Source organism: Salmonella sp. K21076, assembly GCF_039650795.1.
GTDB lineage: Bacteria > Pseudomonadota > Gammaproteobacteria > Enterobacterales > Enterobacteriaceae > Salmonella > Salmonella enterica.
Window position 1 is genome coordinate 101,800 of record NZ_JBCLYA010000006.1, and the last position, 26,205, is coordinate 128,004.

24 protein-coding genes and 2 pseudogenes are annotated in these 26,205 nt (G+C 51.9%); 13 read left to right on the forward strand and 13 right to left on the reverse strand.

Annotation, left to right across the window (positions count from 1 at the left end; translation table 11 throughout):
- Positions 1-160: 160 nt before the first annotated feature.
- Both mddA and AAYN39_RS02385 read left to right on the forward strand, forming a co-directional pair.
- The gene (gene mddA / locus AAYN39_RS02380; RefSeq protein ID WP_000155377.1) at positions 161-676 is read left to right on the forward strand and encodes an L-methionine sulfoximine/L-methionine sulfone acetyltransferase; all 516 of its coding nucleotides are present in this window, start codon (positions 161-163) and stop codon (positions 674-676) included.
- Entirely contained in the window at positions 676-1,125 is a 450-nt protein-coding gene (locus tag AAYN39_RS02385; RefSeq protein ID WP_001076571.1) for a DMT family transporter, read from the forward strand. The genes mddA and AAYN39_RS02385 overlap by 1 nt, the downstream gene beginning before the upstream one ends.
- A 4-nt stretch (positions 1,126-1,129) precedes the next feature.
- On the opposite strand, the gene AAYN39_RS02390 is transcribed toward AAYN39_RS02385, so the two are convergent.
- Complete coding sequence (locus tag AAYN39_RS02390; protein WP_000018716.1) at positions 1,130-1,363, reverse strand: YdcY family protein; 234 nt, start codon at positions 1,361-1,363, stop codon at positions 1,130-1,132.
- A gap of 223 nt (positions 1,364-1,586) precedes the next feature.
- Between AAYN39_RS02390 and srfA the strand changes: the two genes are divergently transcribed.
- Genes srfA through srfC form a run of 3 tightly spaced genes read left to right on the forward strand, consistent with a single transcriptional unit; the run spans position 1,587 to position 8,042 of the window.
- Positions 1,587-2,912 carry a virulence-associated effector SrfA gene (gene srfA / locus AAYN39_RS02395; protein ID WP_001129971.1) on the forward strand — a complete coding sequence of 442 codons (1,326 nt, stop codon included), beginning with the start codon at positions 1,587-1,589 and terminating at the stop codon, positions 2,910-2,912.
- Positions 2,913-2,916: 4 nt separating this feature from the next.
- Positions 2,917-5,898, forward strand: a complete 2,982-nt coding sequence (locus AAYN39_RS02400; RefSeq protein ID WP_000960825.1) for a virulence factor SrfB — start codon at positions 2,917-2,919, stop codon at positions 5,896-5,898.
- On the forward strand, positions 5,895-8,042 hold the full coding sequence (gene srfC / locus AAYN39_RS02405) for a virulence-associated effector SrfC (RefSeq protein ID WP_000165637.1): 2,148 nt from the start codon (positions 5,895-5,897) through the stop codon (positions 8,040-8,042). The genes AAYN39_RS02400 and srfC overlap by 4 nt, the downstream gene beginning before the upstream one ends.
- Positions 8,043-8,086: 44 nt before the next feature.
- On the opposite strand, the pseudogene AAYN39_RS02410 reads toward srfC, so the two are convergent.
- Positions 8,087-8,179: pseudogene (locus tag AAYN39_RS02410) on the reverse strand (GhoT/OrtT family toxin); the annotation flags it as partial.
- A 143-nt stretch (positions 8,180-8,322) separates the two neighbouring features.
- On the opposite strand from AAYN39_RS02410, the gene yncL reads away from it, so the two are divergent.
- Positions 8,323-8,418 (forward strand): stress response membrane protein YncL, encoded by a 96-nt coding sequence (yncL, locus tag AAYN39_RS02415; protein ID WP_001103198.1) that lies wholly within the window; start codon positions 8,323-8,325, stop codon positions 8,416-8,418.
- Positions 8,419-8,522: 104 nt separating this feature from the next.
- Here yncL and patD read toward each other — a convergent pair whose 3' ends face one another.
- From patD to AAYN39_RS02440, 5 genes are all read right to left on the reverse strand, one after another.
- Positions 8,523-9,968 carry an aminobutyraldehyde dehydrogenase gene (patD, locus tag AAYN39_RS02420; RefSeq protein WP_000158108.1) on the reverse strand — a complete coding sequence of 482 codons (1,446 nt, stop codon included), beginning with the start codon at positions 9,966-9,968 and terminating at the stop codon, positions 8,523-8,525.
- A gap of 114 nt (positions 9,969-10,082) precedes the next feature.
- Complete coding sequence (gene ycdR, locus AAYN39_RS02425; RefSeq protein WP_000760699.1) at positions 10,083-11,507, reverse strand: GntR family transcriptional regulator YdcR; 1,425 nt, start codon at positions 11,505-11,507, stop codon at positions 10,083-10,085.
- Between the two features lie 135 nt (positions 11,508-11,642).
- Positions 11,643-12,413, reverse strand: coding sequence for a M15 family metallopeptidase (locus AAYN39_RS02430; protein WP_000237711.1), 771 nt, complete (start codon positions 12,411-12,413; stop codon positions 11,643-11,645).
- A gap of 262 nt (positions 12,414-12,675) precedes the next feature.
- Positions 12,676-12,906, reverse strand: coding sequence for a hypothetical protein (locus AAYN39_RS02435; protein WP_010989159.1), 231 nt, complete (start codon positions 12,904-12,906; stop codon positions 12,676-12,678).
- A 32-nt stretch (positions 12,907-12,938) separates the two neighbouring features.
- The gene (locus tag AAYN39_RS02440) at positions 12,939-13,337 is read right to left on the reverse strand and encodes a hypothetical protein (protein WP_000747901.1); all 399 of its coding nucleotides are present in this window, start codon (positions 13,335-13,337) and stop codon (positions 12,939-12,941) included.
- 528 nt (positions 13,338-13,865) lie between these two features.
- Here AAYN39_RS02440 and sifB point away from each other — a divergent pair.
- The gene (gene sifB / locus AAYN39_RS02445; protein WP_001122944.1) at positions 13,866-14,816 is read left to right on the forward strand and encodes an SPI-2 type III secretion system effector SifB; all 951 of its coding nucleotides are present in this window, start codon (positions 13,866-13,868) and stop codon (positions 14,814-14,816) included.
- 273 nt (positions 14,817-15,089) lie between these two features.
- Entirely contained in the window at positions 15,090-15,320 is a 231-nt protein-coding gene (locus AAYN39_RS02450) for a DUF2554 family protein (RefSeq protein WP_000956438.1), read from the forward strand.
- On the opposite strand, the gene AAYN39_RS02455 is transcribed toward AAYN39_RS02450, so the two are convergent.
- Together AAYN39_RS02455 and AAYN39_RS02460 are read right to left on the reverse strand one after the other, a co-directional pair.
- Positions 15,321-17,285: a U32 family peptidase gene (locus AAYN39_RS02455; protein ID WP_001249757.1), complete on the reverse strand. Its 1,965-nt coding sequence runs from the start codon at positions 17,283-17,285 to the stop codon at positions 15,321-15,323.
- Positions 17,286-17,363: 78 nt separating this feature from the next.
- Positions 17,364-17,900, reverse strand: a complete 537-nt coding sequence (locus AAYN39_RS02460; RefSeq protein ID WP_000369547.1) for an XRE family transcriptional regulator — start codon at positions 17,898-17,900, stop codon at positions 17,364-17,366.
- Between the two features lie 91 nt (positions 17,901-17,991).
- On the opposite strand from AAYN39_RS02460, the gene AAYN39_RS02465 reads away from it, so the two are divergent.
- Positions 17,992-19,170: a benzoate/H(+) symporter BenE family transporter gene (locus tag AAYN39_RS02465; protein ID WP_001238497.1), complete on the forward strand. Its 1,179-nt coding sequence runs from the start codon at positions 17,992-17,994 to the stop codon at positions 19,168-19,170.
- A gap of 53 nt (positions 19,171-19,223) precedes the next feature.
- Here the strand turns inward: AAYN39_RS02465 and AAYN39_RS02470 are convergent.
- From AAYN39_RS02470 to tehA, 3 genes and pseudogenes are all read right to left on the reverse strand, one after another.
- Positions 19,224-19,892, reverse strand: a pseudogene (locus tag AAYN39_RS02470) (DUF3313 domain-containing protein).
- A 155-nt stretch (positions 19,893-20,047) separates the two neighbouring features.
- Positions 20,048-20,644, reverse strand: coding sequence for a tellurite resistance methyltransferase TehB (gene tehB, locus AAYN39_RS02475; protein WP_000218282.1), 597 nt, complete (start codon positions 20,642-20,644; stop codon positions 20,048-20,050).
- A complete protein-coding gene (gene tehA, locus AAYN39_RS02480) occupies positions 20,631-21,644 on the reverse strand; it encodes a dicarboxylate transporter/tellurite-resistance protein TehA (RefSeq protein WP_000336113.1) in 1,014 nt (337 codons plus the stop codon). The genes tehB and tehA overlap by 14 nt, the downstream gene beginning before the upstream one ends.
- 106 nt (positions 21,645-21,750) lie before the next feature.
- On the opposite strand from tehA, the gene ydcK reads away from it, so the two are divergent.
- Entirely contained in the window at positions 21,751-22,731 is a 981-nt protein-coding gene (gene ydcK / locus AAYN39_RS02485; protein ID WP_000599089.1) for a YdcK family protein, read from the forward strand.
- On the opposite strand, the gene rimL is transcribed toward ydcK, so the two are convergent.
- Positions 22,728-23,267, reverse strand: a complete 540-nt coding sequence (gene rimL, locus AAYN39_RS02490; RefSeq protein WP_000229308.1) for a 50S ribosomal protein L7/L12-serine acetyltransferase — start codon at positions 23,265-23,267, stop codon at positions 22,728-22,730. The genes ydcK and rimL overlap by 4 nt on opposite strands.
- 216 nt (positions 23,268-23,483) lie before the next feature.
- On the opposite strand from rimL, the gene AAYN39_RS02495 reads away from it, so the two are divergent.
- Genes AAYN39_RS02495 through sgcC form a run of 3 tightly spaced genes read left to right on the forward strand, consistent with a single transcriptional unit; the run spans position 23,484 to position 26,204 of the window.
- Positions 23,484-24,602 (forward strand): M42 family metallopeptidase, encoded by a 1,119-nt coding sequence (locus AAYN39_RS02495; RefSeq protein ID WP_000144622.1) that lies wholly within the window; start codon positions 23,484-23,486, stop codon positions 24,600-24,602.
- The gene (sgcB, locus tag AAYN39_RS02500) at positions 24,599-24,880 is read left to right on the forward strand and encodes a PTS sugar transporter subunit IIB SgcB (protein WP_000976132.1); all 282 of its coding nucleotides are present in this window, start codon (positions 24,599-24,601) and stop codon (positions 24,878-24,880) included. The genes AAYN39_RS02495 and sgcB overlap by 4 nt, the downstream gene beginning before the upstream one ends.
- A 10-nt stretch (positions 24,881-24,890) precedes the next feature.
- Positions 24,891-26,204, forward strand: a complete 1,314-nt coding sequence (gene sgcC, locus AAYN39_RS02505; RefSeq protein WP_000460840.1) for a PTS sugar transporter subunit IIC SgcC — start codon at positions 24,891-24,893, stop codon at positions 26,202-26,204.
- Position 26,205: the final 1 nt, after the last annotated feature.

The window sequence follows — 26,205 nt, forward strand, 5'->3', positions numbered from 1 at the left end:
TTTCTGAGGGAGTTAAACACTCTCAGATATCAGGCTGTGCGCTTTTATGAACGACTTTCTTTCCCCTCTCGCTAAATATGAATTCTTGCGCTAATTCGTTGATTTATGCCGCCTTCAATAGTATTTCTAACACTATCGTAAACATTCCCTGGGGTTCCCTATGACGATTCGCTTTGCCGATAAAGCAGACTGCGCCGCGATTACCGAAATCTATAACCGTGCGGTATTACATACTGCGGCCATCTGGAACGATCGGACGGTCGATACGGATAATCGCCTTGCCTGGTATGAGGCCCGTCAATTACTGGGCTATCCGGTGCTGGTAAGCGAAGAAAATGGCGTGGTGACTGGCTATGCATCATTTGGCGATTGGCGCAGTTTCGACGGTTTTCGCTATACCGTCGAGCACTCGGTTTATGTTCATCCGGCGCACCAGGGGAAAGGACTGGGGCGAAAACTGCTCAGCAGACTGATCGACGAAGCCCGACGCTGCGGCAAGCATGTGATGGTGGCCGGTATTGAGTCACAGAATGCCGCCTCGATACGCCTGCATCATTCGCTGGGATTTACCGTCACCGCGCAAATGCCGCAGGTCGGCGTAAAATTTGGCCGTTGGTTAGATCTTACGTTTATGCAGCTCCAGCTTGATGAACACGCCGCGCCGGACGCCTGCTGATGAACCAGTCGCTGACGCTTATCTTTTTGATCGCCGCCGGCGTCGGGCTGGTGGTACAAAACAGTATTATGGTGCGTATTACGCAGACATCATCGACGATTCTGATCGCTATGCTGTTGAACTCGCTGGTAGGGATCGTTTTATTTGTGACGATATTGTGGTTTAAGCAAGGCGCTACGGGCTTCGGCGAGCTGGTCGCCAGCGTGCGCTGGTGGACATTGATCCCCGGTTTGCTGGGGTCATTTTTTGTATTTGCCAGCATTAGCGGGTATCAGAACGTTGGCGCCGCGACGACTATCGCGGTACTGGTCGCCAGTCAGTTAATCGGCGGACTGGCGCTGGATATTGCGCGTAGCCACGGCGTCACGTTACGCGCAATGGTCGGGCCGGCGTTTGGCGCGCTGTTGCTGGTCATTGGCGCATGGCTGATTGCGAAGCGCCAGTTTTAATGGGTTACAGGATCGTGCCGCCTTTGGTGAGCTGTTCGCGGCGCGCGTCCCGATCTTCTTGATATTGCCTGCCGTGATGCGCGATAGCCGTGCGTAAACGCTGCTGCTGCACATAACGATCTTCGTGACGTAATTCAGCGTCATCGCTCAAGGCAATCAGCAATTCATTCATATGGGCAATTACGCTCTCCGCGATGGCGGCATCCACGCGGGCGCTCACTTCCTCCAGGTGCGACATAAGCTCTCCTACTCTTTATTCTGTAATAGCATGATTCGCCTATTATACGCGTTATTGTCGCCCGATGCGGTCATTCGCCGCCGCCACTCTGATTTAACTTACGTCAAGTGAAAACACGGGGCTTAATAGACCGAGAATTCGCGCCTTTTTGCCTTTCTTCCGCCGTTTGCTTGCGTATAGACCCCGTAAAGTAGACGCGTGAAGAAGTCTAAGGGATAACAACGTGGCAAAATCTCTCTTGCGCAGCGGCAATCTGGATGATTATCAGGCCGTGGGCGGCGGCGGTCAGGCCGTATTTGAATCAGCATTGCAAATTCGCGAAACGCTTCGTCTGCGTAAACAGCAGACGATGGTTGACTGTCTGGCGATTCCGCAACTTAACGATAATGGCGATCGGGTTGACTGGTATTCGCCGATTGAAGGTCAGGCGATAGCGTGGAAAGCGGCTGACGAAGAGACACGTTCTCGGGCTTTACGTTATTTAGCCAGCACTTTTGAAAGCGCGGCTGCACTCAGTCGCAAAAGTCTGCAATCCGGTAAAACAGCGCTCCAGCTATTTGGTTCGCTACTTGAGAAGGCGACGCAATTTCCCGGCGAAAATCATGTTTTCCTGGTTAACGGCAAACCGGTTATCACCTTCTGGGGATTCGTTAATCTCAACGAAAATACACGCGATGATGTGCTGGACTGCCTGCGGGTAACCGAGGCGATCTCCGACATCCCTCTGGTCGAGCCGGAGCCGCAGCCCGAAGAAAAGCCGCTGGTAGAGGCGGCGTTTAGTCAGGCGGATGAACCTTTGTTAACGTCTGTCATTGAGCCGCCGAAAATGCCGGAGGAACCTGCTGCGCCGCCCGTTATCGTTAGCGAGCCGAAGCCTGCCGCACCTATCCCGGTTGCTGAGGCGAAAAGAGCTCGCCGTCTACCGCTGTGGAGCTTACCTGTCGCTGCCGTGGTTATCGCCGCCGTCGCCACGCCTTTTTTCTGGCCATCTTCATCCGTTGACGGGGCCTCTCCTGTTCGCACCGCGCCTGTCGCTACCGCGAAAACTGATGTTACCCCAATGCCTGAACTCACCGCGCATTTGCCGCTGCATCGCGCTGAGGTGACGTCCGCCCCCAAAGCGGCGCCGCTGCCGGAAGCGCCTGTTATCATTGCCGCTATCCCCAAAGACGCGCTGGTGATGGACAATACGCAGATGAAGCTTGGAACCACGCGCTTTTTAAACGGTAGCTGGCGGGTCAGCGTGGATGTCAAAGATCCGATTACCGGCAAGCCGCCCTCTCTGCGTTATCAGATCCAAAATAACAAAGGCATCGCGCGCGTAGTACATGGCGATAACGTGGTTTGTCGGGCGGAAATTTTCTCTGGTCTGCATCAAACGGGCGAGCTGATGATTAAAAGTCGCGGCAATGCGCGCTGCACCGACGGTTCACGTTATCCGATGCCGGAAATTACCTGTAAAGCAGGCGTCAATGACGTCGCAACCTGTACCGCCCGTTATGGCGACCACGCGGCAATTCCGTTGACGTTTAAAAAGATAGGTGCCTGATTTTATGTTGGTCAATCTGTGTGATTACAAACAGAGCGTCACGCTCATTGCAAACAGTGGCGTCCAGTTTCTTGATTTTGGCTTAACGCCGCAAGAGTCGGCCCACTACGGACGTTTTGTGCGCAAAACGGCAAACGGCCCGCTACTGCGCCTCGATTTTGATCTGACCAGCGGGCGCTACACGTTGCCAGGACGTGCTGGCGGCCAACCCGAAGTCGTGAAACCGGAAAGCACTCAGACGCTGCACTATTCTCTGGATGTACTCGACGGGATCTGGCTTCCCCTGCCGTTCCTGCGTTTTAATCCGCCGCGTACCTTTATTGACGGGCCGGATAACTGGGCGCGCATTCAGGTACGTAAACTCAGCGAGCCAGATAGCGCCGGAAACACACACCGCATCACCCTCGCCTTCGACAGTCAGCTGGCAAAAAATATGCCTGCGGCGTTGGCGCCTTGCGAAAACGATCTGCTCAATGGCACACGTTTTGCGCTCGCCTGGCGCGATGAAGAAGTTGCCGATTTTCTTGACCAGACATGGATTGACGGCTGGCTGCGCGAGTCGTTTCTTCAGTATGCCTCACAGGTGGAAAACCGTCCGGAACAGGCCATTCAACAAGCGCTGCGTAGTTTTGAGTATCAGGCGCACTGGTTGAATTTACTGACGCTGTTAGGCGAACAGCTTACGGTGCCGGAAGTAAAGTTTGTGACACATACGTTAAGCACGCCCGCAATCCCGGTCGATCTGATTCTGGATGTCGGCAATACGCATACCTGCGGCGTCTTGATCGAGGATCATGGCGATGCGAATGACGGCTTACGCCAGACGGCAGAGCTTCAGGTGCGTTCTTTAAGCGAGCCGCAGTATCTGAACGATCCTTTATTTACCAGCCGGGTGGAATTCTCAGAAGCGCGCTTTGGCAAGCAACACTTTTCTGTCGAAAGCGGACGAGACGACGCCTTTGTCTGGCCTTCTATTGTGCGTGTGGGCGACGAGGCTCGCGCCCTTGCTATGCAGCGTGTGGGCACCGAAGGCAGCAGCGGTATCTCCAGCCCGCGCCGCTACCTGTGGGATGAAACCCCCGCCTTGCAGGACTGGCGCTTTAGCCAGATCCACGGTAAAACGCAGCGCGAACCGCTTGCCACCGCGTTTCCGCTGATGAATCTGATGAACGACGACGGACAGCCGTTATTCCGCCTGCCGCATGAAGAAAGGCTACCGGTTTTTTCGCCGCAATACAGCCGTAGCACCTTGATGACGCATATGTTGTGCGAAATTCTGGCTCAGGCGCTGGGGCAAATTAACAGCGTCGCCACCCGGCTGCGGCTCGGCTTTCCCGCCTCGCCGCGCCAGCTACGTACCCTGATTTTAACGCTGCCTTCCGCCATGCCGAAACAGGAGCGAGAAATTTTCCGCCAGCGAATGTTTGAAGCGCTGGCGCTGGTCTGGAAAGCCATGGGCTGGCATCCGCAGGATGAGGATTTCACCACGCCTAAGCAGCGTGAAAAAAGCGTGGTGCCAGTACCTGAAATACAGATGGAATGGGACGAAGCAAGTTGTGGCCAACTGGTATGGCTTTATAACGAAGCCATTTCGCATTACGCCGGGCGTACCGAATCCTTTTTTAATGCGCTGGCCAGACCGGATCGCCAGCCTGAACCCGGCGTCGTCCCCGGACGCGCGTTGCGCGTGGCATCGATTGATATCGGCGGCGGCACGACGGATATGGCGATCGTTCACTATCAGTTAGATGACGGCGTGGGGGCCAATGTAAAAATTACGCCTCATCTCCTGTTTCGCGAAGGTTTTAAAGTCGCCGGGGACGATCTGCTATTGGATATCATTCAGCGCTGCGTACTCCCTTCCCTGCAAACGGCGTTGCAACGGGCAGGCGTTACGGATGCCGCCGCCCTGCTGGCGACCTTATTTGGCGATTCGGGACGAATTGATACTCAGGCCATTTTGCGCCAGCAAACGGCGCTGCAATTATTTATGCCGCTGGGCCACGCGGTACTTTCCGCCTGGGAGCAAAGCGACATTAACGATCCGTTTGCCGGTTTACATGCGACATTTGGCGATCTGCTGATCCGCCGCCCAACGAGCAACGTGATGAACTATATCCAGCAGGCGATCGATCATGCCTTACCGTCTGGTTCGCCGACATTTGATATATTCAATGTGCCATTGCAAATCCAGTTTAGCCAGCTTCAGGAGGCTCTGCTGGCCGGTCAGTTTACGCTGACAACGCCGCTTCATGCGGTCTGCGAAGCGATCTCCCACTATCACTGCGATATCTTGCTGGTGACGGGGAGACCGACCTGTTTACCTGGCGTACAGGCGCTCATCCGGCACTTACAACCGGTGCCGGTTAATCGCATTGTGTGGATGGATAAGTATCAGGTACATGAATGGTATCCCTTCAGTCAACAAGGGCGTATCGGCAATCCAAAATCCACTGCCGCGGTGGGCGCGATGTTATGCAGCCTGGCGCTGGACTTACGCCTGCCGCGTTTCAATTTTAAAGCGGCTGATATCGGCGCGTATTCGACTGTGCGTTATCTCGGCGTACTGGATAATACCGTTAATACGCTTCGCGATGAAAACATCTGGTATCACGAGATCGATTTGGATAAACCCGGCGCAACGCTGGACGCACGCCTGCATTTTCCGCTACGCGGCAACGTGACGTTGGGCTTTCGTCAACTTGCGAACAGTCGCTGGCCTGCGACCCCACTCTATTGCCTGAGCATTAATTCCGCCGAACTGGCGAAAACCATCGCTGGCGACGGCGTACTGAATGTCCGACTGAAATTACGCGGCAGTAGCAAAGATAGCGCCCCGGAATCGTTCATATTAAGTGATGCCTGGCTCCAGGACGGGACGCCGGTCGCCGCCGATGCGCTGACATTAAAATTGAATACGCTGGCTGACCGCCGCCACAGCGGCAGCCACTACTGGATAGATAGCGGGAGTGTATACCTGAAATGACAAAACCGTTAAACGCCACTCAGGCTGTTATCGAGTGGGTTAACAACACGCGCCGTTACGCAACGCGACTGGATGACGAAGCCGACGCTCTGCTGGCGCAACTTACGCTTGCCGCGGCGGATGAGTCAGCGCTCAACGCCGCCTGCGCATCATCACATGGCTGCGTTGGTCTGTACGGGTATGCGCAATCCGCAAAAGCGCATCTGTTAACGACGCTATGCGGTAACGAGAATGGCAAGCTGGAAATTATCACGCCGGACCGTGACTATGATTATTTCAGCCACATCAATCCGGGTCATGCGCCAGCGAATATGGCTATTCGCTTTACGCGCGACATTTTTTCAAACGAGAGCGGCTGGCCGTTGCGCCTGCGCTTGATCAGTGAAGCCGAACTGGTGCAGATCTTTATTGCCTGGACCAGCTCGTCCCCCGTTTGTCGCCAGGTCGAAAAATCCATTATCACATCACGCCTGGAGAAATGGCAATCGCTTCGCCAACCGCAGCCCGTCCCCGGCGTTACCGCTGAAGAGGTAGCGACCATCGCGAGTTTCTGGCGCTCTTGCCTCCCGTCCGCCAGACAACATATTGATGATGCGACATGGCAACACTTTGCCTCGCTCTTGCCTGCGCTGGATCTCACGACACGGGCGCACGCCTGGGCATTACTGTGGGGAGAGCAACCAGAGATCACCCAGCAATGGCTGGCGCTGGCGCATATGTTGCAACAAACCGGCCATGCCGGGGAACTGGCGGCGCCGCTCAGCCTGCTGGTCGATCATTTTGGCTTACCGGCGGAAAACTTCCTGACGCAAATGGCGCTAACCGCCAGCGATACGCAAAGCGATGTGGTGGTGCATCCGGTTAAGGAAGGCCGACTGCTCAATGCGGTCAGCCTTTCGCTTGATTCTCTGGCGCTGCTTACCCGCGAACTGGTGCTAACCGTTGAAAATAGCGTACTGGATAACGTTGATTTACTGGATATTCCGGTCGCGCCAGACAGTCATCCTCATCCGTTATGGCGGGCGAAATTAGGCTGGATGCTGGCCCATTACCGTCAGCAGATACAGCCCGATGTTCTGGTGATTTGCAATGCTCTGGCATCTCGCTCGCAAACGTCCACTGCCGCCCGTCACTTACTGGAGTGGGTTAACGCCACGCAGCCGCAGCATGAATCAGCGTTACCCGGCGTCGTCTGGGCTATTACTCCACAGGATGCCCGTTTTGCCACCCAGCAAAATCTGGATGAAGCCGTCCAGCAGTTGATGGGTAAACCTGGCGTGCATTGGGGAACGTTGCAGGCGCTGGATAAACACAGTATGCAGCGTTTGGTGGAGTGGTTATCGCAGGCGACATCGGCACCACAGCGACAGGCGCGCTTACAGGCGTTACGCGAACAACTGCGAGGCCGCGTGCGCGATCTGTTACCGATGTGTGATGACGCGCGGCTACCGGTTGAAACCGTGATCCGGCGTCTTCAGGCCCAGGCCGCCAGACATGGCGACCTGCTGGCCGGGCTGTTACCGCCGGTACAGAATTTCGAAGCGTTGCTGCGCACCCGACAGTCGCGAGAAGAACAGGTCAGCGGTTTATTTAATGACGCGATCGATCTCTTTGCCGACGAACCAACGCACGCTTCAGCGTCAGAAGGTCATGAAACAGGCTACCAGGCGCACAAAATGTGGATCAATCATCTGCGCCAGTGGGCCCACTGCCGGGATAATGCGCAGCGTCTGGGACTGGAACCGCAGATGCTCAACGCCGTGGCGGAGATTTTAATTACCGCCAGCTATCGCCTCGGTTTACCTCAGCAGTTACAGAAAACCATGCAGCGCGAGGAGGTGAGCGGCGCGCAGCTTCATGCCATCATTGGTAACTTCATCGCCTGGCTCGGCTACGCCAATATCGAGGAGGCCCAACGCCCGGCCAGCCGCGTTCAGAAAGGCGCAGCCATTTTCGCCGCAACGCCGCGTTCGACAATGTTGCGTCTAACAAAGCTTGACGAACAGCCCGTTCACGCCGCCAGCCGCTATGTCTATGACTGGCTTGTTGCGCTGTATACCCTGGCCAATGAGAACGCAGGATATCGGCATCCGCAGGACGTTACCGACGTAGACAGAGCGCAATTAATTGCCCTGATAGCCTGACCTGGCGGAAAAACCATGCCCGGTAACCTGTATCGGGCTTGAGGTCAGAAAAGCGAAAACAGCAATGCGACGGGGAAACTTATCGGCCATGTCGCGCCAACCAGAGGAAAAAACGCGCGCAATATGCTCTTTTTATTTGACACACATCAAGGTTTATCAGCCTTAACAGCAAAACGTTCTCAATGCACGGCTCCGCTCACAGAATATCCTGTTTACGTATTATTGCGGATCTCGCCAACCCGTACTATACCCATAGGGGTTATGATGAAAGGTGGCGAAAATGAATGTTTCCAGTAAAACCGTCGTGCTGATTAATGTCTTTGCTGCTGCAGGACTTTTGGGTCTGATCTCGTTGAGATTCGGCTGGTTTGCTTGAGGTGTTCAACCTTTGAGTACTTGCTGCGCATGTTGGCGGGGAGGTCCCCCTCTCCGCCGACACCCGCCTATTTTTTCACGATTTTTCTGAACAGTAAATGATCCTTAATGCTTAACCATGATGTGGCGGACAAGGGTGTAGTCTTCCAGACCATACAATGACATATCTTTGCCGTATCCCGACTGTTTTTGCCCTCCATGCGGCATTTCGCTAACCAACATGAAATGGGTATTAATCCAGGTACAGCCATACTGCAATCTGGCGCTAAGCCGGTGCGCCCGCCCGACGTCCTGAGTCCAGACGGAGGATGCCAGACCATAGCGAGAATCGTTGGCCCACCTCAGAACCTGATCTTCATCATCAAAGACGGTTATACTGACCACCGGGCCGAAGACCTCGCGTTGCACGATGGCATCTTCCTGTTTTGCGTCTGCCAGCAACGTCGGAGCGAAATAGTAACCTTTACCTTCCGTTTGACTTCCACCAGTAATCACACGGATATGGCTGAGGGCCTTCGCCTCCTCTACAGCCGCTGTGACGCGCTTCAGGTGCGCCAGCGAACTTAACGGCCCCAGCTCTGTCGACTTATCCTCCGGCGCGCCCATTTTCAGGCTGCTCACCGCGTTCCCTAGCTTTTCGACCAGCGCATCATAGATACCGCGCTGCGCGTATATACGGCACGCCGCAGTACAATCCTGTCCGGCATTATAGAAACCGAAAGTCCGGACACCCTGCGCCACCGCATCCAGATCGGCGTCATCAAAAACAATCACCGGGGCTTTACCACCGAGTTCCATATGCGTACGTTTTATCGCTGGCGCAGTATGGCGCAGAATATGCTCCCCGGTCGCGATAGAACCGGTTAAAGAGACCATGCGTACTTTTTCATGGCCGGTCAATACATCACCAACAGTTTGCCCTCGTCCGAACAGGACATTGAGCACCCCCGGCGGAAAGATATCCTTCGCCAGCGCGGCAAGTTTAAGCGCCGTCAGCGGCGTGATTTCAGAAGGCTTAATCACCACGCAGTTACCTGCCGCCAGCGCTGGCGCCAGCTTCCAGGCCGCCATCATGAGCGGATAATTCCACGGCGCGATAGAGGCAACCACGCCAATCGGATCCCGGCGGATCATCGACGTATGTCCTTCCAGATATTCGCCCGCCGCCAGCCCACTCAAACAACGGGCCGCGCCGGCAAAAAAGCGAAAGACATCCACGATTGCCGGAATTTCATCATTAATTACGCAGTGCAAAGGCTTACCGCAGTTTTGCGATTCAAGCCGGGCGAACTCAAGGGCGTTTTGCTCGATGCTGTCCGCCAGTTTTAACAGACATTCCGCCCGTGCTTTGGGTGTGGTCTGCCCCCATTCGGCAAACGCGCTATCGGCGGCCAGCACTGCGGCGTCAACCTGCACGGGCGACGCTTCCGCAATCTCAAGTATGACCTCGCCTGTCGCCGGGTTATAAACGGACTGCCTTTCTCCCTCGCCGTCCACCAGCACGCCATTAATCAGTAATTGATATTGCATAGCATTTTCCCATATCGTCATTAATCGATTTCCGGCGAACGGGCCGCCGCTTTCCTAAAAATAGACGGCGCGCCAGATGCTCACCCGGCACACTCGGGAAATTTAGTCAGGTTGTGAGCTGACACGCATTCCACCTCACACAAGGCTTTTAGCGCTCAGCATCTCGCGAATCAGGCTTCCAAGCTGTTTTACGGCCTGTTCTTCCCGTTCTCCCCAATGCCATGCGGTGTTAAAACGAAAGAAACGCGTCCAGGCGCCGGACGTTGAAAACATTTTCCCTGGCGCGATACTGATAAGGTGTTCAAGCGCTTTGGCGCTAAGTTCGCCGGCATCAAGCTGCTCAGGTAGCTCCAGCCAAAGAAAATAACCGCTATCGTTATGGTGAATTTTTACTTCCGCCGGGAGATGGCGCAAAAGGGTTTGCCAGGCTTGCTGTTTACGTTCGGCAAGCTGCCTTCGCAATCGGCGCAGATGCGCGTCATATCGACGTGTCGAGAGATAATCTACTAACGCCAATTGCATGGGAGAACTGGTGGATAATGTGCTCATTAACTGCAAACGCTGAATTTGTCTGGCATGGCTTCCTCCCGCAACCCAGCCAATGCGAAAACCGGGAACCAGACATTTGGAAAAAGACGAACAATGCAACACGGTATCGTCGCGATCCCATGCTTTGGCAGGAAGAGGTTTCTCGCGGCCAAAGTAGAGTTCGCTATAAACATCGTCTTCAATTAGCGTCACGTTATGGTGCGTGAGTAACGCAACCAGCCGCGCTTTTTTCTCAGCACTCAGCGTGAACCCTAACGGATTCTGGCTGTTGGTCATTAACCAGCACGCTTTCACCGGATATTCCTGTAACGCCTGTTCCAGCGCCATAAGATCGATACCTTCTTTAACATCGGTAGGTATCGACAACGCTTTCAGGCGCAATCGCTCCAGGGCCTGTAGCGCACCGTAGAAACAGGGGTTCTCCACCACCACCCAGTCTCCCGGTGCCGTCACCGCCTGTAAACTAAGATTCAACGCTTCCAGCGCGCCGGCGGTAATGACAATCTCGTCAGGAGAAACGGTAATCCCCTGCTGCGCGTAACGGCGTGCTATCGCATAGCGCAATTCTGCATTACCTGGCGGCAAGTTTTCGATGACGCTCATTGCCGTCTCGGTTTTACTGACCTGCGCCAGAGAGCGGTTCAATTGCGGCAAGGGAAACAGACGCGGATCGGGAAACGCTGAGGCAAAGGGCACCACAGAGGTATCACGGCTCGCCTGCAGCATCTCAAAAATATAGGTATTGATATCTACGGCTTCATCCCGAATAACGTGCGCTGCCGTCGCGACTGACCGACAAACCGGATGCGGCGCGACATAATAACCAGATTGCGGACGGGCGATAATCCGTCCCTGACTTTCCAGCAACTGGTACGCATGACCGACAGTCATAAAACTCATGCCGCTACTGGCGACCTGCTCCCTCAGCGAGGGTAATCGATCGCCGGGTTGCCAAACGCCAGAGGCGATTTGTTCTCTAATTTGCTCCGCCAGACGTTGATATTTTTTCATTATTCGTTCTCATTGAGCGCTGCTTGCAGGTGGCAACCGCAGTGTATATCAGTTGTTAAAATTAACAATGATTTGCTAACTGTTATGGTGCTTTCCAACAGGCGTAATGATTAGATTTCGCAACAAAACGCCGTTTCAGGGTCTCTGCTTAACGGGAAAGTCAAACCAGGTGTTCGGGTATGGTTCATGAGTAAGGGAGAAGTGCCACCATTCAGTATCCAGTGGCGTAAAACCCGCATCACGCATCAATGTTTGTAATAACAACCTATTTGCGCGTTGCTGAGCGGTAAGCATGACATTATCGGGATGGGATAACGGACTAAAACAGTCAAAGCCTGTACCAAAATCCAGACTATTATCTGGCGAGCGTTGCGCCGCGGACGCAGTACAATTCACCAGTGGTCGTCCGGGATGGTATATCGGTATTTTACTGTCAAGTGGAACAATCGTTAGATCAAGCGTACTTCCCCGACTGTGGCCGGATCTGGCGGCAAGATAACCTTCCTCAAACAAACGATTTTTCTCTACCTGCGGATAAAATTCGTTTTTCATTTGGTTTTGAGAAGGATCTTTGGCCCACGCGATAAAGTCATTCACTGCGCTTTGCGGACGGTAGCAATCATATATTTTTAAGGTAAGTCCGAAGGGGCGTAAACGATCGGCGACCTGCTTTACTGCGTTCGCGGCTGGTCGTGTTAACAGGCAAACAGGCGCGTTATAGCCTTTAATGGGGCGACCAATAAAGTTATGGGAAGTGAAGTATCGCATGTCTACCTGTACGTCGGGGGCGACCGTAGTAATATCGACAAAGTCTTTTGGCTGGTGGAGATCAATATGGTTTTCAGCTGATATTGCCTGAACGGACAACAGGCTGAACAGGAGGAAAGAAGATACGCATTTTACCATATGTTACACCTCGCGAGAGTCACAGGGGTGATTATGTATTTGAGCAGGTAAAGATTAGCGGACAGCGCTTAAACAGATGGTTAAAATAAACATCATTCCCCCCCTGTAATCTGTGCCTTATTACAAACGGAGAGGTTATATTTTGCTTATTATGGCCATTACGCCGCCTGTTCTATACCCAAAATAATTCGAGTTGCTTAAAGGCGGCAAGGGAGTGAGTCCCCAGGAGCACAGATAACGATATGTTTTCACAAAGGCGAGTCTACCTGACCAGAAAGGATATTTGATAATCAATAGTACAGTTGTTGTCGCCTTCCATAACTAAATAACATTGTTTCGCCAAAGATAAGACCACTATATAGTCAGGAAGGCAATTAGTGAGGAACACGTCGATTGTCGGCGATAATGCACTGAAATTACGATTCACTGCAGTTGTGCAAACACATAGAATCCCCCTCGAACCGAGATAATTCGGTCTGCTGGTCATAGCCATTATTCAGTAAGACCGCAGGTTGCAGCGGCGGATCACGGGCGTGAAGAAAAATCCTGTGCCCCAAATTTTTTGGACAAGCGCTGAACCTGCCGTATACTTTTACTTAACGTACACTCCGCCATAAAAATAAACCCTGCGATGATACCGTAATGCCACAGGCATAACTTAAGGATATGCCATAAATCAAGCGAAGCATGATTTAACTTCTCAGTAATTGCGATAGTCTGTACAAATATTATGGGATGAAATAATAAGACGCCTAACAAAAATATCCCTGCCACGATCATGGCAAGTAACTGGAAAAAAGCCCATCCGATAACGAAACGGTAAAGTAACAGCAATAATAGCCGTCCACATTTTCTTAGCCATTCTGACTGCAAAATGCCCCAGGATGCTGTCTTTTCGTGAATTTCACCATCTGATTTCTTCATTTTGAGCCTCCTCGCAGGTTTTTATAATTTTATCACCTAACTGGAAATAAACCCGTCAGCTAATCGTTACAACAAATATAATTAAGACAAAAACTAAAGAGTAAAGGCATTTATATCATAAGTACTATCAGCATAGGCCTCCTGCCCTGCCGCTAAATATCTCATTGTTGTTAGCCTAATAATACTTTCAGTTTAACTTCTTATAAGACAATTTGTACACGGTTGAGCAACAATTTACTTTCTCTAAAAATAATATAGCGTGTAATTAAACATTACTCATGGTATATGATGATGTGAGAATTAAGAAAACCATTTTACTTTCATTCGTTTTACCTGACATACTTCATGGCCAGGAGGCGTGGACTGACTAAAGCCACGGGTCGATTTTAACAATAATGTTGACGGTTCAGGACAAAGCAAAAATCAGGTGTTTCACCGATAGGCAAACCGATGGGCAACATGGGATAATATTTCGAATACCACCTATTCCAGTAATGAAGTATCATATAATCACTTGTGGTCTACATTATGCCAATTACTATCGGGAGAGGATTTTTAAAGAGTGAGATGTTTTCTCAAAGTGCTATCTCTCAACGCTCCTTCTTTACGTCACTATGGGAAAAGATTAAAGATTTTTTTTGTGACACGCAAAGATCCACTGCCGATCAATATATAAAGGAATTATGTGATGTTGCCTCTCCGCCTGACGCGCAACGTTTATTTGATTTATTTTGCGCGTTATATGAATTATCATCACCATCATGCAGAGGAAATTTCCATTTTCAGCACTATAAAGATGCTGAGTGTCAGTATACAAATCTCTGTATTAAAGATGGCGAAGATATTCCGTTATGTATTATGATACGTCAGGATCACTACTATTATGAGATAATGAATAGAACAGTGCTCTGTGTTGATACTCAGTCTGCCCACCTGAAAAGATATTCTGATATTAATATAAAAGCTAGCACTTATGTTTGTGAACCGCTATGTTGCTTGTTCCCTGAGCGGTTACAACTCTCGCTATCCGGCGGTATAACATTTTCCGTTGACCTAAAAAATATAGAAGAGACGCTTATCGCCATGGCAGAAAAGGGGAATTTATGTGACTGGAAGGAACAGGAAAGAAAAGCCGCCATCTCCTCCAGGATTAATCTGGGCATCGCACAAGCAGGTGTAACAGCTATTGACGATGCTATCAAAAACAAAATAGCCGCAAAGGTTATTGAGAATACTAACTTAAAGAATGCAGCGTTTGAACCAAATTATGCACAAAGCTCAGTTACTCAAATTATTTATTCATGTTTGTTTAAGAATGAGATACTAATGAATATGCTGGAAGAAAGTTCCTCTCATGGCCTGCTATGTTTAAACGAGCTTACTGAATATGTAGCGCTACAAATTCATAACAGCCTTTTTTCTGAAGATTTATCTTCACTCGTTGAAACAACAAAAAATGAGGCTCATTACCAGAGTTGACCACACCATAAATAGTATGGATTTACAATCCCCTGGCAATACCAAAACCATCTAATACAATACCTTTAAAAATATGCTTCCAGGGAATAATGGATTTACTATGGAACGAATTGGCTCGTTATTTTTATAATTGACATACTGAGTATAAATATATTTTCTCATACAACTTATCGCACTTATTGACAAACCGTTTTCGCTAATTTGAAGTGTTGAATAATAACTCAAAGAAATTATTGGCATCATAGCCTCACGACGTAACTGGAAGGTGGCATGATGCTTACAAAAACGTTATCAGTAGTTTTACTGACCTGTGCGCTATTTTCAGGCCAGTTACTGGCGAAACAGCAAGACCACGCATTCGTATGGTTTGCGACGGGAGGGCACCAGCTTAGACACGAAGCCGACAGCGATGAATTACGGGCGGCAGCGGAAGAATCCGCGGAAGGCTTGCGCGAGCACCACAACTGGCAGAAATCGCGCAAACCAGAGAGCTATTTTCGTTAATTAAACGCCCCTGCGCTTCAGCAGCGTTTTCATCAGCGCTTCAGGGCTCACTGAAGCGACAACGCTGCCGGGCTGGGGCATTTTTAAGATGTGGTTTTTAATTTTGCCAATGACATGCATTTCGCAAGGGCGGCAGTCGAATTTTAGCGTCAGTACCTCATCACCATGCACCAACTGCATCGGCGTGGCTTTCCAGCTCTTAATATTTCCTTTCGCCTGCTTTGGACAAAGGTTGAACGCAAAACGCAGGCAGTGTTTGGTGATCATGACCGGTACCTCGCCCTTCTCCTGATGCGCCTCATAGGCCGCATCAATCAATTGTACGCCGTAACGGTGATAAAATTCCCGCGCTTTGTGGTTGTAGACATTAGCGAGAAAGCTGAGATGCGTTTGCGGATAGACGGGCGCAGGCTGCGCCACGGGTTTCCGACGACCTCGTTGATAATGGGCCAGCCGCGCCGCGTCAAGCATATCAATCGCCTCCCGACGGAACTGATTGAGCAGGCTATTTGGCACGAACAACGCCGCCGGTAATGTCACCTGCATATCACGCGCGTAGTAAAGCGTTTGTCCCAGCTTCGCCAGTCCGGCTGTTAGGTTATTCAACGCTTTTTCAGAGTTGTTGGCTTCCTCAAATACCCCGTCAAGCGTATGCGTGATGCAGACACCGTCTTCACTGGTCAGTGTCAGAATAAGCTGTTCCTGCCAGCCGCCCAGCATGATATCAACCGCCACACGGCGCTCACTGGAGGTTTTTGTCAGCGCTTGCTGCCAGTTATGGTCCAGATTACGATTCAACGGATGATGCGGACGGACTTTATGCAGGTCGGCAGGCATATCATTTGGCCAAACGCGGTAGCGGTTATGACCGGTTTTCTCCACCGTATTGGCGCGAAAACCCACCACTTCACGCTTAATCAACACGTTCAGACCATCGCCATTCGCCAACGGCTCCGTCGCTTCTACGTCGAGATAATCCTTCGCCACATTCAGCACCTCGCCTACCGGCAAGCCAATAAATTTTGGTGAATCAAATGCGCCAATATCGCCTTTACGCGCGTTAACAAAATAGTCGGTGCTGCCGCGATGGAAGGTTTTCTCCGTGGAGGGAACAAAAAAGTGCTCGGTCCGACCAACCGATGCACGCGCCAGATCGCCACGTTGCTCGATAATCGCGTCCAGCATCTGACGATAATGCGCGGTGATGTTTTTGACATAGCTCATGTCTTTGTAGCGCCCTTCAATCTTGAAGGAACGTACGCCTGCATCGATCAACGCGCCAAGGTTAGCCGTTTGATCGTTATCTTTCATCGATAGCAAATGTTTTTCGTAAGAGACCACCCGCCCCTGATCGTCTTTTAACGTATACGGTAAGCGACAGGCCTGCGAACAGTCGCCCCGATTGGCGCTGCGCCCGGTTTGCGCATGAGAGATATAACACTGTCCAGAATAAGCGACACACAGCGCGCCATGAATGAAGAACTCAATCGTGGCGTCAGTAGCCTGATGAATAGCCGCTATCTGACTCAAATTAAGCTCGCGCGCCAGTACAATCTGTGAAAAACCGACATCGGCAAGAAACTTCGCTTTTTCCACGCTGCGAATATCACACTGTGTACTGGCGTGAAGCTCAATCGGCGGGATATCCAGTTCCAGAATGCCCATATCCTGCACAATCAGCGCATCCACCCCGGTATTGTACAAATCGGTGATTAACCGCTGCGCGGGCTCCAGCTCATCATCATGCAGGATAGTATTCAGCGTGACAAAAATCCTGGCGCCGTAACGGTGAGCAAACGGGACCAGATCGGCGATATCGCGCAGACTGTTACTGGCGTTATGACGTGCGCCAAAACCGGGTCCGCCGATGTAGACGGCATCTGCGCCATGCAAAATCGCTTCGCGAGCAATTGCGGCGTCACGGGCCGGGCTTAACAATTCGAGATAGTGAGGTTGCTGGCGCATACAGTCTTTCTTATCCAATAGCAGCGAAATGGCGGCTATTGTAGTCAGAAGCGCAAACTAACGAAATAGTTTTCCCGCTTAATCACGTGGGTAATGGATCAGCGAGTGAAAATGAACCGTCTGGTCACTACTGTTGCGATAGGTATGCGCCGTATCGCCGGCAAAACGCAAACCTTTACCGGCGTCTATGGTTTGCCATACCCCACCAGTACACATGTCCAGCCGACCCTGAATCACCACCACATGTTCGATAACGCCGGCTTTATGCGGCGTTGATTCGCTGACCGCGCCAGGCGCCAGCAATAGGGAAAAATAGTCAAAACAGAGTTCAGGGTCCCACGGAAACAGCGGTGTGATTACCATCGCTTGCTGCTGGGGATCGAAGGTTGGAGGAAATTCGGCCTGCGGCGGCGAAATAAACATTGAGAATGGAACGTTCAGGCCCGTCGCAATTTTCCACAGCGTTGCGACTGTCGGACTGGATTCATTACGCTCTATCTGCCCCAACATGGCTTTTGAGACGCCGGAGATCTCCGCCAGACGTGATAAACTCCAGCCTCGCTGATGGCGTAACGTTCTTAACGTGGTCGCCAGATAGTGTGTCAGGTTATCCATTTTTCCCCCCTGTAAGGCCATAGCGTATCACTTGTACGCTATAACGCACAATGCTACATTGACTGACCGTTATAACGCACAAGAGGCGATCATGCGTCTGTTATCACTGCCGTTACCTACTGTATTATCTGGTCTGGTCGCCGTTCTGGTCGGCTATGCAAGTTCCGCCGCCATTATCTGGCAGGCGGCGCTTGCCGCTGGCGCAACACCCGCAGAGATCGCCGGCTGGATGACCGCCCTCGGTATAGCCATGGGCATAAGCACACTAACGTTAACCTTGTGGTATCGTGCGCCGGTTTTAACCGCCTGGTCAACGCCTGGCGCCGCTCTGTTGGTGACAGGGCTTCAGGGATTATCGTTGCCAGACGCCGTGGGCATATTCATTGTCGCCAATGCCCTGATTGTGCTGTGCGGCGTCACGGGATTGTTTGCGCGTTTGATGCGGATAATCCCCCATTCTCTTGCCGCCGCAATGCTGGCGGGAATACTGCTACGCTTCGGCCTGCAGGCGTTCGGGACGCTCAACGGAGAGTTTGTCATGTGCGGCGGTATGCTATTGGCGTGGCTACTCTTTAAAGTATTCGCGCCCCGCTATGCCGTTATTGCTGCCATGGTGATGGGAATAACGGTGGCGCTCATCCAGGGTAAGATGGCGATGAGCGGTATTCATTTCGCGCCGGTGTGGCCCACCTTCGTTCCCCCCCACTTTTCATTCGCTCAAAGCCTGAGCGTCGCGGTACCGCTCTTCCTGGTGACGATGGCATCGCAAAACGCCCCCGGCGTCGCCACAATGAAGGCGTCTGGCTATCAGCTTCCTGTCTCTCCGTTAATGATTTTTACCGGATTACTGGCGCTGCTGCTTTCGCCGTTTGGCGTTTATTCTATCTGCATTGCCGCCATTACAGCCGCCATTTGTCAAAGCCCGGACGCGCACCCCGATCCAACGCGTCGCTGGTTAGCGGCCGCCGCCGCAGGCGTTTTTTATTTACTTGCCGGGTGGTTTGGCGGTTCGATAACCGAGCTGATGGTCGCCCTACCGGTTAGCTGGGTGCAAATGCTGGCTGGTCTGGCACTGTTAAGTACGATTAGCGGTAGTCTGTATCAGGCGCTTACTCACGAAAGTGAGCGTGACGCGGCAGTTATCGCATTTCTCGTCACCGCCAGCGGGCTAACGCTGATGGGCATCGGATCGGCATTCTGGGGGTTGATCGCTGGCGGGATAGGCTACGCAATATTAACGAGAACGCGCCGCCCGTCGTTGTCTGGCTGATGGCGGCCGCTAATCTGCCGGGGTTTGCGCCATCTTGCGATGGCGCCGCAGAATTATTTTTTGTTAGTGTCAAACATAGAGGTATCCGTCGCCATATCATCCACAACCTGTTTCAACGTCTCAAACGCCATTGGCGTACTGGAATTACTCAGGTCTTTACCTTCGCCCTAGCGCACTACCTTGACGACCGGCTTGTTGGTCGCGGCATCTATCAGCTCACCCTCAAAATAGAGGTGGGTATCCATGGTCCGGTGGCCCGTCGCCATTTGCGTGCCCGCCACAATCAGCGCTACAGGGATCACCTCATAGAATTGCAGCCCTTCTTTGCTGGTATCCACGCCCGTAATCGCCTCGCGGAAAATCAAACTGCGCGGCCCTGCCGTCGTGACCAGCGGTTTGCGCTGTTCAATTGCTGATTTTACTTTAGTGTTCGTATAAGCCAGCAGTTTATCAAGAACTTGCTGTCCGACCTGGGTCGTTGGCTTGGGGATGGGGTAATATGTTATCGGATTGTAAACAATACTGTCATAGTTAGAGTCATTAAAATGTGGATCTACCCAGCGCAACACCGGTTTCCCCGTGGCGGAAGTAGTCTCCTTCAGGTCCGAATAATTTTTTAAGAATCCAGAATACTTATCCGGCTGTGTGACTTTAGACGCACAGCCGGATAACGCCAGCAAGCCAGTAAGCACTGCAACTTTAAATAAAGTATGAGTACGCATGAAACGATCCCTTTAGTCTTCGCAATGATGCAAAGGAAATAATAGCAAAACGAAATCATTCTGGATGCACTAAAAATGGTAACGACAGCACAATTTGAACGCGGCGCCCGACAAAAAAATGCCGAACGCAGCAAGACTTACAGAACTTGCATCGCTCAGGCCGTTTTTCTCGCCAGCATCGTAGCAAAGCGCAGTTTGATACGGTTGCCGTTTTCGTCCGTGCGGTGAAGCTCGCCGACATCTTCGTTGTATTTCAGCATGTCCCATCCTTCGTAATAGCGGCGTAATTCGCCTTCTTTAAAAGCGAACGGGAATCCCACCGTACAGGGAAAGCCCGGCGTATCCATTGCCGCAACAATCAAATTATACCCGCCGGGTTTTGTGCAGCGTTGCATATTGGCAATTAAACCGGGAATGGTTTGCGCCTCAAGAAACATCATAACCACTGTCGAGAGAATAAAATCGTATTCGCCGTCAAAGGTCAATGTATTCAGATCGACAAGGTCGGTTTGCAGATTATCCAGCCCTTCTGCCGCTTTAATACGCTCAAGGTTAGCCATACTGGCCGGATTTTTATCCCACGCGGTAACGTCATAACCGTTCGCGGCCAGATACAGACTATTACGGCCATTGCCACATCCCAAATCCAGCGTTCGGCCTGGCGCGACAACCTTTGCCGCCGCCAGCACATCCGAATGCGTGCGGGTTAAACCGTATTTCTCAGTAAAGTAATTTTCGTCACGAACGGTCATTTTTTTCCTCCGTTTTCAACAGTGCAGCGCGCTCAGTGCGAATAAGCAACGTCCCCTGCACCAGCAATAGAAATGTACGAACCAGCAATAAGGCGATAATAGCGTTAGTGAAAATAAACAGCGGGACGGCCAGAATATGGAAAAACCCTGATTCACTACCGTGACCAAGATGTAACCCCGTGGTCGTCAGCGCGGAAACGCCGAACGAAAAACTCCAGAAGGAAGCATTAAACGGTTGTGATAAATACCAGGGCATTAATCGCAGCATAAATAAAAGCTGTAACAGACCGTAGCCGAATAGCATTTTCGCCAGCGTGTCGCCCTCCCCGCCATTGACGCTCAGCCAGGCGCTACAGGCGACCAGCGCGGGCGCCAGTTGGATACCCAGCGACATACGCAGCACCGCCGGTAATTCGCCGCAGCTACGCAGTCGCTGCAAAATAACCGGTTCCAGACTTAACCACGAAAAGACGCCTGCGCCTAAAAACACCAGTCCGGCATCATTGTAACCGAGCGCTCCACAGGCCATAGCGCTGATAAAATTATTCGCTACCGTGGGCAGATAAAGTCCTGGGGTTGTCGCTTCTTCCGGATGCGCTCCGCGCCAAAGACCCGCCGTCTGCCAGGCGGCATACGCCAGTTGTATGACGACCCCCACGCTGAATAGCGCAACGGCCAACGGGCGATACCAGGGAACGAAACCGATCGCGACCAGCATCGTGGTGGCGGGAAACAGGCTGACAAAACTGCTCATTACCGGATGTCGCACTTCAGCCATCACGCTATGGGGAAAGCGCACCAGACGGCTAAGGAACGCCAGGGTCAAGAGTGCCCAAATAATCATCGCCAGGATCACCATGATGTCGCCGGGCCAGTGGCTTATTGCCCATATCTGGCTGGCATAACGCCAGGCGAATCCCATACCGATAGTGCCAAGGACGATGCCAAAATAGCCCGCAGGCAGATTGAGCACGCGATCGCTCTGCTTGTGATTACACATTTTGTTTAATTTATAAAGTATATTTGAAATGCATTTTATGGAATTTCTGGTTGTTTCGCCAGTACCTTTGCTACGGTTATCTTAATCGTTCACACGGAATTTCCCTATGATCAAATATCGACTGAGTGAAGAACCTCGTGCTTTTACTTATCAGGTAGACGGTGAGAAGAAAAGCGTCTTATTACGACAAGTTATTGCCGTAACGGATTTTAACGATGTTAAAGCCGGAACCTCCGGCGGCTGGGTTGATGCCGATAATGTGCTGTCACAACAGGGGGATTGCTGGATTTATGATGAAAACGCGATGGCCTTTGCGGGCACGGAAATTACGGGTAACGCGCGTATCACGCAGCCGTGCACGCTCTACAATAACGTGCGAATAGGCGATAACGTCTGGATTGATCGCGCTGATATCAGCGATGGCGCACGGATAAGTGACAACGTCACCATTCAGTCCTCTTCCGTGCGTGGAGAGTGTGCGATTTATGGCGATGCCCGCGTGTTAAACCAGTCAGAAATTCTCGCTGTTCAGGGACTAACGCATGAACATGCGCAGATTTTACAAATTTACGATCGCGCCACCGTGAACCATTCGCGGATTGTCCATCAGGTACAGCTTTATGGCGACGCCACTATCACTCACGCTTTTATTGAGCACCGGGCGGAGGTCTTTGATTTCGCGCTCATCGAAGGCAACAAAGACAATAATGTCTGGATCTGTGACTGCGCCAAAGTCTATGGCCATGCGCGGGTTATCGCCGGCACAGAGGAAGATGCTATCCCTACCCTTCGCTACAGCTCGCAGGTAGCGGAACATGCGTTAATCGAAGGCAACTGTGTGTTAAAACATCATGTGCTGGTAGGCGGACATGCTGAGGTACGCGGAGGTCCGATTTTACTGGACGACCGCGTGCTGATTGAAGGCCATGCCTGTATACAGGGCGAAATTCTGATTGAGCGCCAGGTCGAGATTAGCGGACGGGCGGCGGTGATAGCGTTTGACGGCAATGCTATTCACCTACGCGGCCCAAAAGTGATCAATGGAGAAGATCGTATTACGCGTACCCCCTTAGTCGGTTCTCTTTAATCCGCATCAATAATGCGGGCATACATATTAACGTCGTGATAGTCGCCGTTAAGATACTCCGCCTGTTTCATACAGCCTTCCAGCGTAAAATGGTTGCGCCGTGCGACCGCGTTACTGGCCTGATTATCAACGCGGCATTTAATGACGAAGCGCCGAATATCGCCGCGCCGGGCATAATGTGTCATCAGCGCCTGTAATGATTGCGACATTATCCCTTGCCCCTGAAGGGACTCATCCAGCCAGTAACCGATATAGGCGGCTTTGTTTATCGGCTCGATGGCATTAAATGAGAGTACGCCCGCCATCTCATCCTGGCAGAAAATCAGGTACATTTTGGCGTAACCACGCTGGTGCAACAGCATATTACCCTGCACATGCTTACGCGTTTCCTCCTGCGACGTGACATATTGCGGCCAGTCGAGCGACTGTTGTAGCCACGCTTTGTTTTTGAGTACCAGTTGGTGCAGCGCCGGAACATGACTTTCATCTGCCGCTCGCAGTTCCAGCGTCGTGCTAACAGGAATAATTTCCACCATCGCGTTGCCCTTCTTCGTTGTTGGTCGTGATCACATAAATAGCCTGGTTTACCGATAACCCGCAGGTGATATGAGCGTTTTTATTGTATCGCCATCACATTATTTTTTATTGACCATATTTAGCGTATTTCCGCGTGACACATTTCACACTTATCCAACCATTCTCCGCCTATAAAACGCTCAACGACTGATTGTTTTATCACCACGGAGACGCCAATGACCTTTTCTGTGCAGGAAACGCTTTTTTCTTTACTGCGGCTAAACGGGATTTCAGGACATGAAAGCAGTATTGCAAACGTTATGCAGCACGCGTTCGAACAGCAGGCCAAAGACGTCTGGCGGGATCGCTTAGGTAATGTCGTCGCCCGTTATGGCAGCGATAAATCCGACGCGCTTCGCCTGATGATTTTTGCGCATATGGATGAAGTGGGTTTTATGGTACGCAAGATCGAACCCTCCGGTTTTTTACGTTTTGAACGCGTGGGCGGCCCGGCGCAAATTACTATGCCCGGTTCGATTGTGACGCTTGCCGGATGTTCAGGCGATATCATGGGCTGTATCGGTATTAAAGCATATCACTTCGCGAAGGGTGACGAGCGCACCCAGCCACCCGCGCTCGATAAACTCTGGATTGATATCGGCGCAAAAGATAAAGCGGATGCCGAACGAATGGGTATTCAGGTGGGGACGCCAGTAACCCTTTACAACCCGCCGCACTGTCTGGGCAACGACCTGGTGTGCAGTAAGGCGCTGGATGACAGGCTGGGGTGTACGGCGCTACTGGGCGTCGCCGAGGCCCTCGCCTCCACACCGCTTGATATCGCGGTATTCCTGGTCGCGTCGGTACAGGAAGAGTTCAATATTCGCGGGATTGTTCCCGTTTTACGACGCGTGCGCCCCGACCTGGCGATTGGTATTGATATCACCCCCTCCTGCGACACGCCTGACCTGCAGGATTACTCGGATGTGCGGGTCAACCACGGCGTCGGCATCACCTGTCTGAACTATCACGGACGCGGTACGTTGGCGGGACTGATTACGCCGCCGCGTTTGCTGCGGATGCTGGAGACCACCGCGCACGAAAATAATATTCCCGTACAGCGTGAAGTCGCGCCAGGCGTCATCACCGAAACAGGCTACATTCAGGTTGAACTGGACGGTATTCCCTGCGCCAGTCTTTCTATTCCCTGCCGCTATACCCACTCGCCAGCCGAAGTCGCCAGCCTGCGCGACCTGGCTGATTGTATCCGTTTACTGACTGCGCTGGCCAATATGTCGCCAGAACAGTTTCCCATTGACCCTGAAACAGGCGCTACACAAGAGGCACGACCATGATGAAAAAGATCCTTGTGGCATGTGGTACCGGCATGTCGACATCAACCATGATTGCACAAAAACTGCAGGACTTTCTTGCGGAGCAAGGCATTGCGGCAACCACGGCGCAATGTTGTCTGAATGAGATCCCGTTGAACTGTAACGGTATGGATCTCATCGTAACGTCCATGCGTACGCACAGTGACTATGGCATCCCGACGCTCAACGGCGCCGCCCTGCTGACAGGCATCAACGACGACGCATTAAAACAAGAAATCAAGGCGCTGTTAACACAATAAAGGGGGCATTATGTTTGATTACATCCTGTCTCTCGGCGGCACCGTCTTTGTGCCCATCATTATGATTATCATCGGCTTAATCTTTCGTATTCCCTGGCTGCAGGCGGTGAAAGCGGGGGTGACGGTCGGCATCGGTTTTGTCGGCATGGGGCTGGTGATCGTCATGGCGATCGACAGTCTCAGTCCGCCGATTAAAGTGATGATTGAGCGTTTTGGCCTGACGCTGCATGTGTTTGACGTCGGCGCCGGGCCCGCATCCGGCGTCGGCTATGCGACGGCCATCGGCGCGATGATCATTCCCGTTATCTTTCTGCTCAACGTCGGTATGCTGGTGACTCGTCTGACCAAAACCATGAACGTTGATATTTATAACTACTGGCACTACGCCATTACCGGAACGGTCGTCCAGTTGATGACCGGCAGTCTGATTTATGGCGTACTGGGCGCGATTTGCCATGCCGCCTTGTCGTTGAAAATGGCCGACTGGACGACGAAACGGGTACAGAACATTGTGGGTCTGGAAGGGATTTCTATTCCGCAAGGGTATGGCTCCAGCTCCGTGCCGTTGTTCGTATTGCTGGATGCGATATACGAAAAAATACCGTTTATGAAAGGACGCAATATTGACGCTCAGGAGATCCAAAAACGGTATGGGATGGTCGGCGACCCGGTGATCATTGGCGTTGTTCTCGGGCTGATCTTCGGACTTGCTGCAGGCGAAGGCTTTAAAGGGTGCGCAACCTTAATGATTACCGTGGCGGCGATTATGGTGCTGTTTCCGCGCATGATTCGCCTTATCGTTGAGGGATTAATGCCCATTTCCGACGGCGCGCGTAAGTTCTTCCAGAAACACTTTAAAGGGCGCGAAGTCTTTATCGGTCTGGATACCGCAGTGACGTTAGGCCACCCGACCACCATCGCGGTTGGACTGCTGTTAATTCCCATCATGTTAATTCTGGCGAGCATACTGCCGGGCAATAAAGTCCTGCCGCTGGCTGATTTACCGGTCGCGCCATTTTTTATCTGCATGGCCACAGTTATTCATCGCGGCGATCTGATTCGTACTCTGCTCAGCGGCATCATTGTCATGATTACCGTTTTGCTGATCGCCACCCAGTTCGCGCCGTACTTTACCGATATGGCGCTCAAAGGCGGCTTTAGCTTCGCCGCTGAAAACGCGCAAATTACCGCGCTGTCGGTGGGAAATATGTTTGGCTGGTCAATATCTGAATTGATGTCGCTGGGCATGATTGGTGTGGTTATTGTGGTCGGCATTGTCGCCAGCATCATACTTGTCTTACGTAAACGTGAACTACCGGAATAAG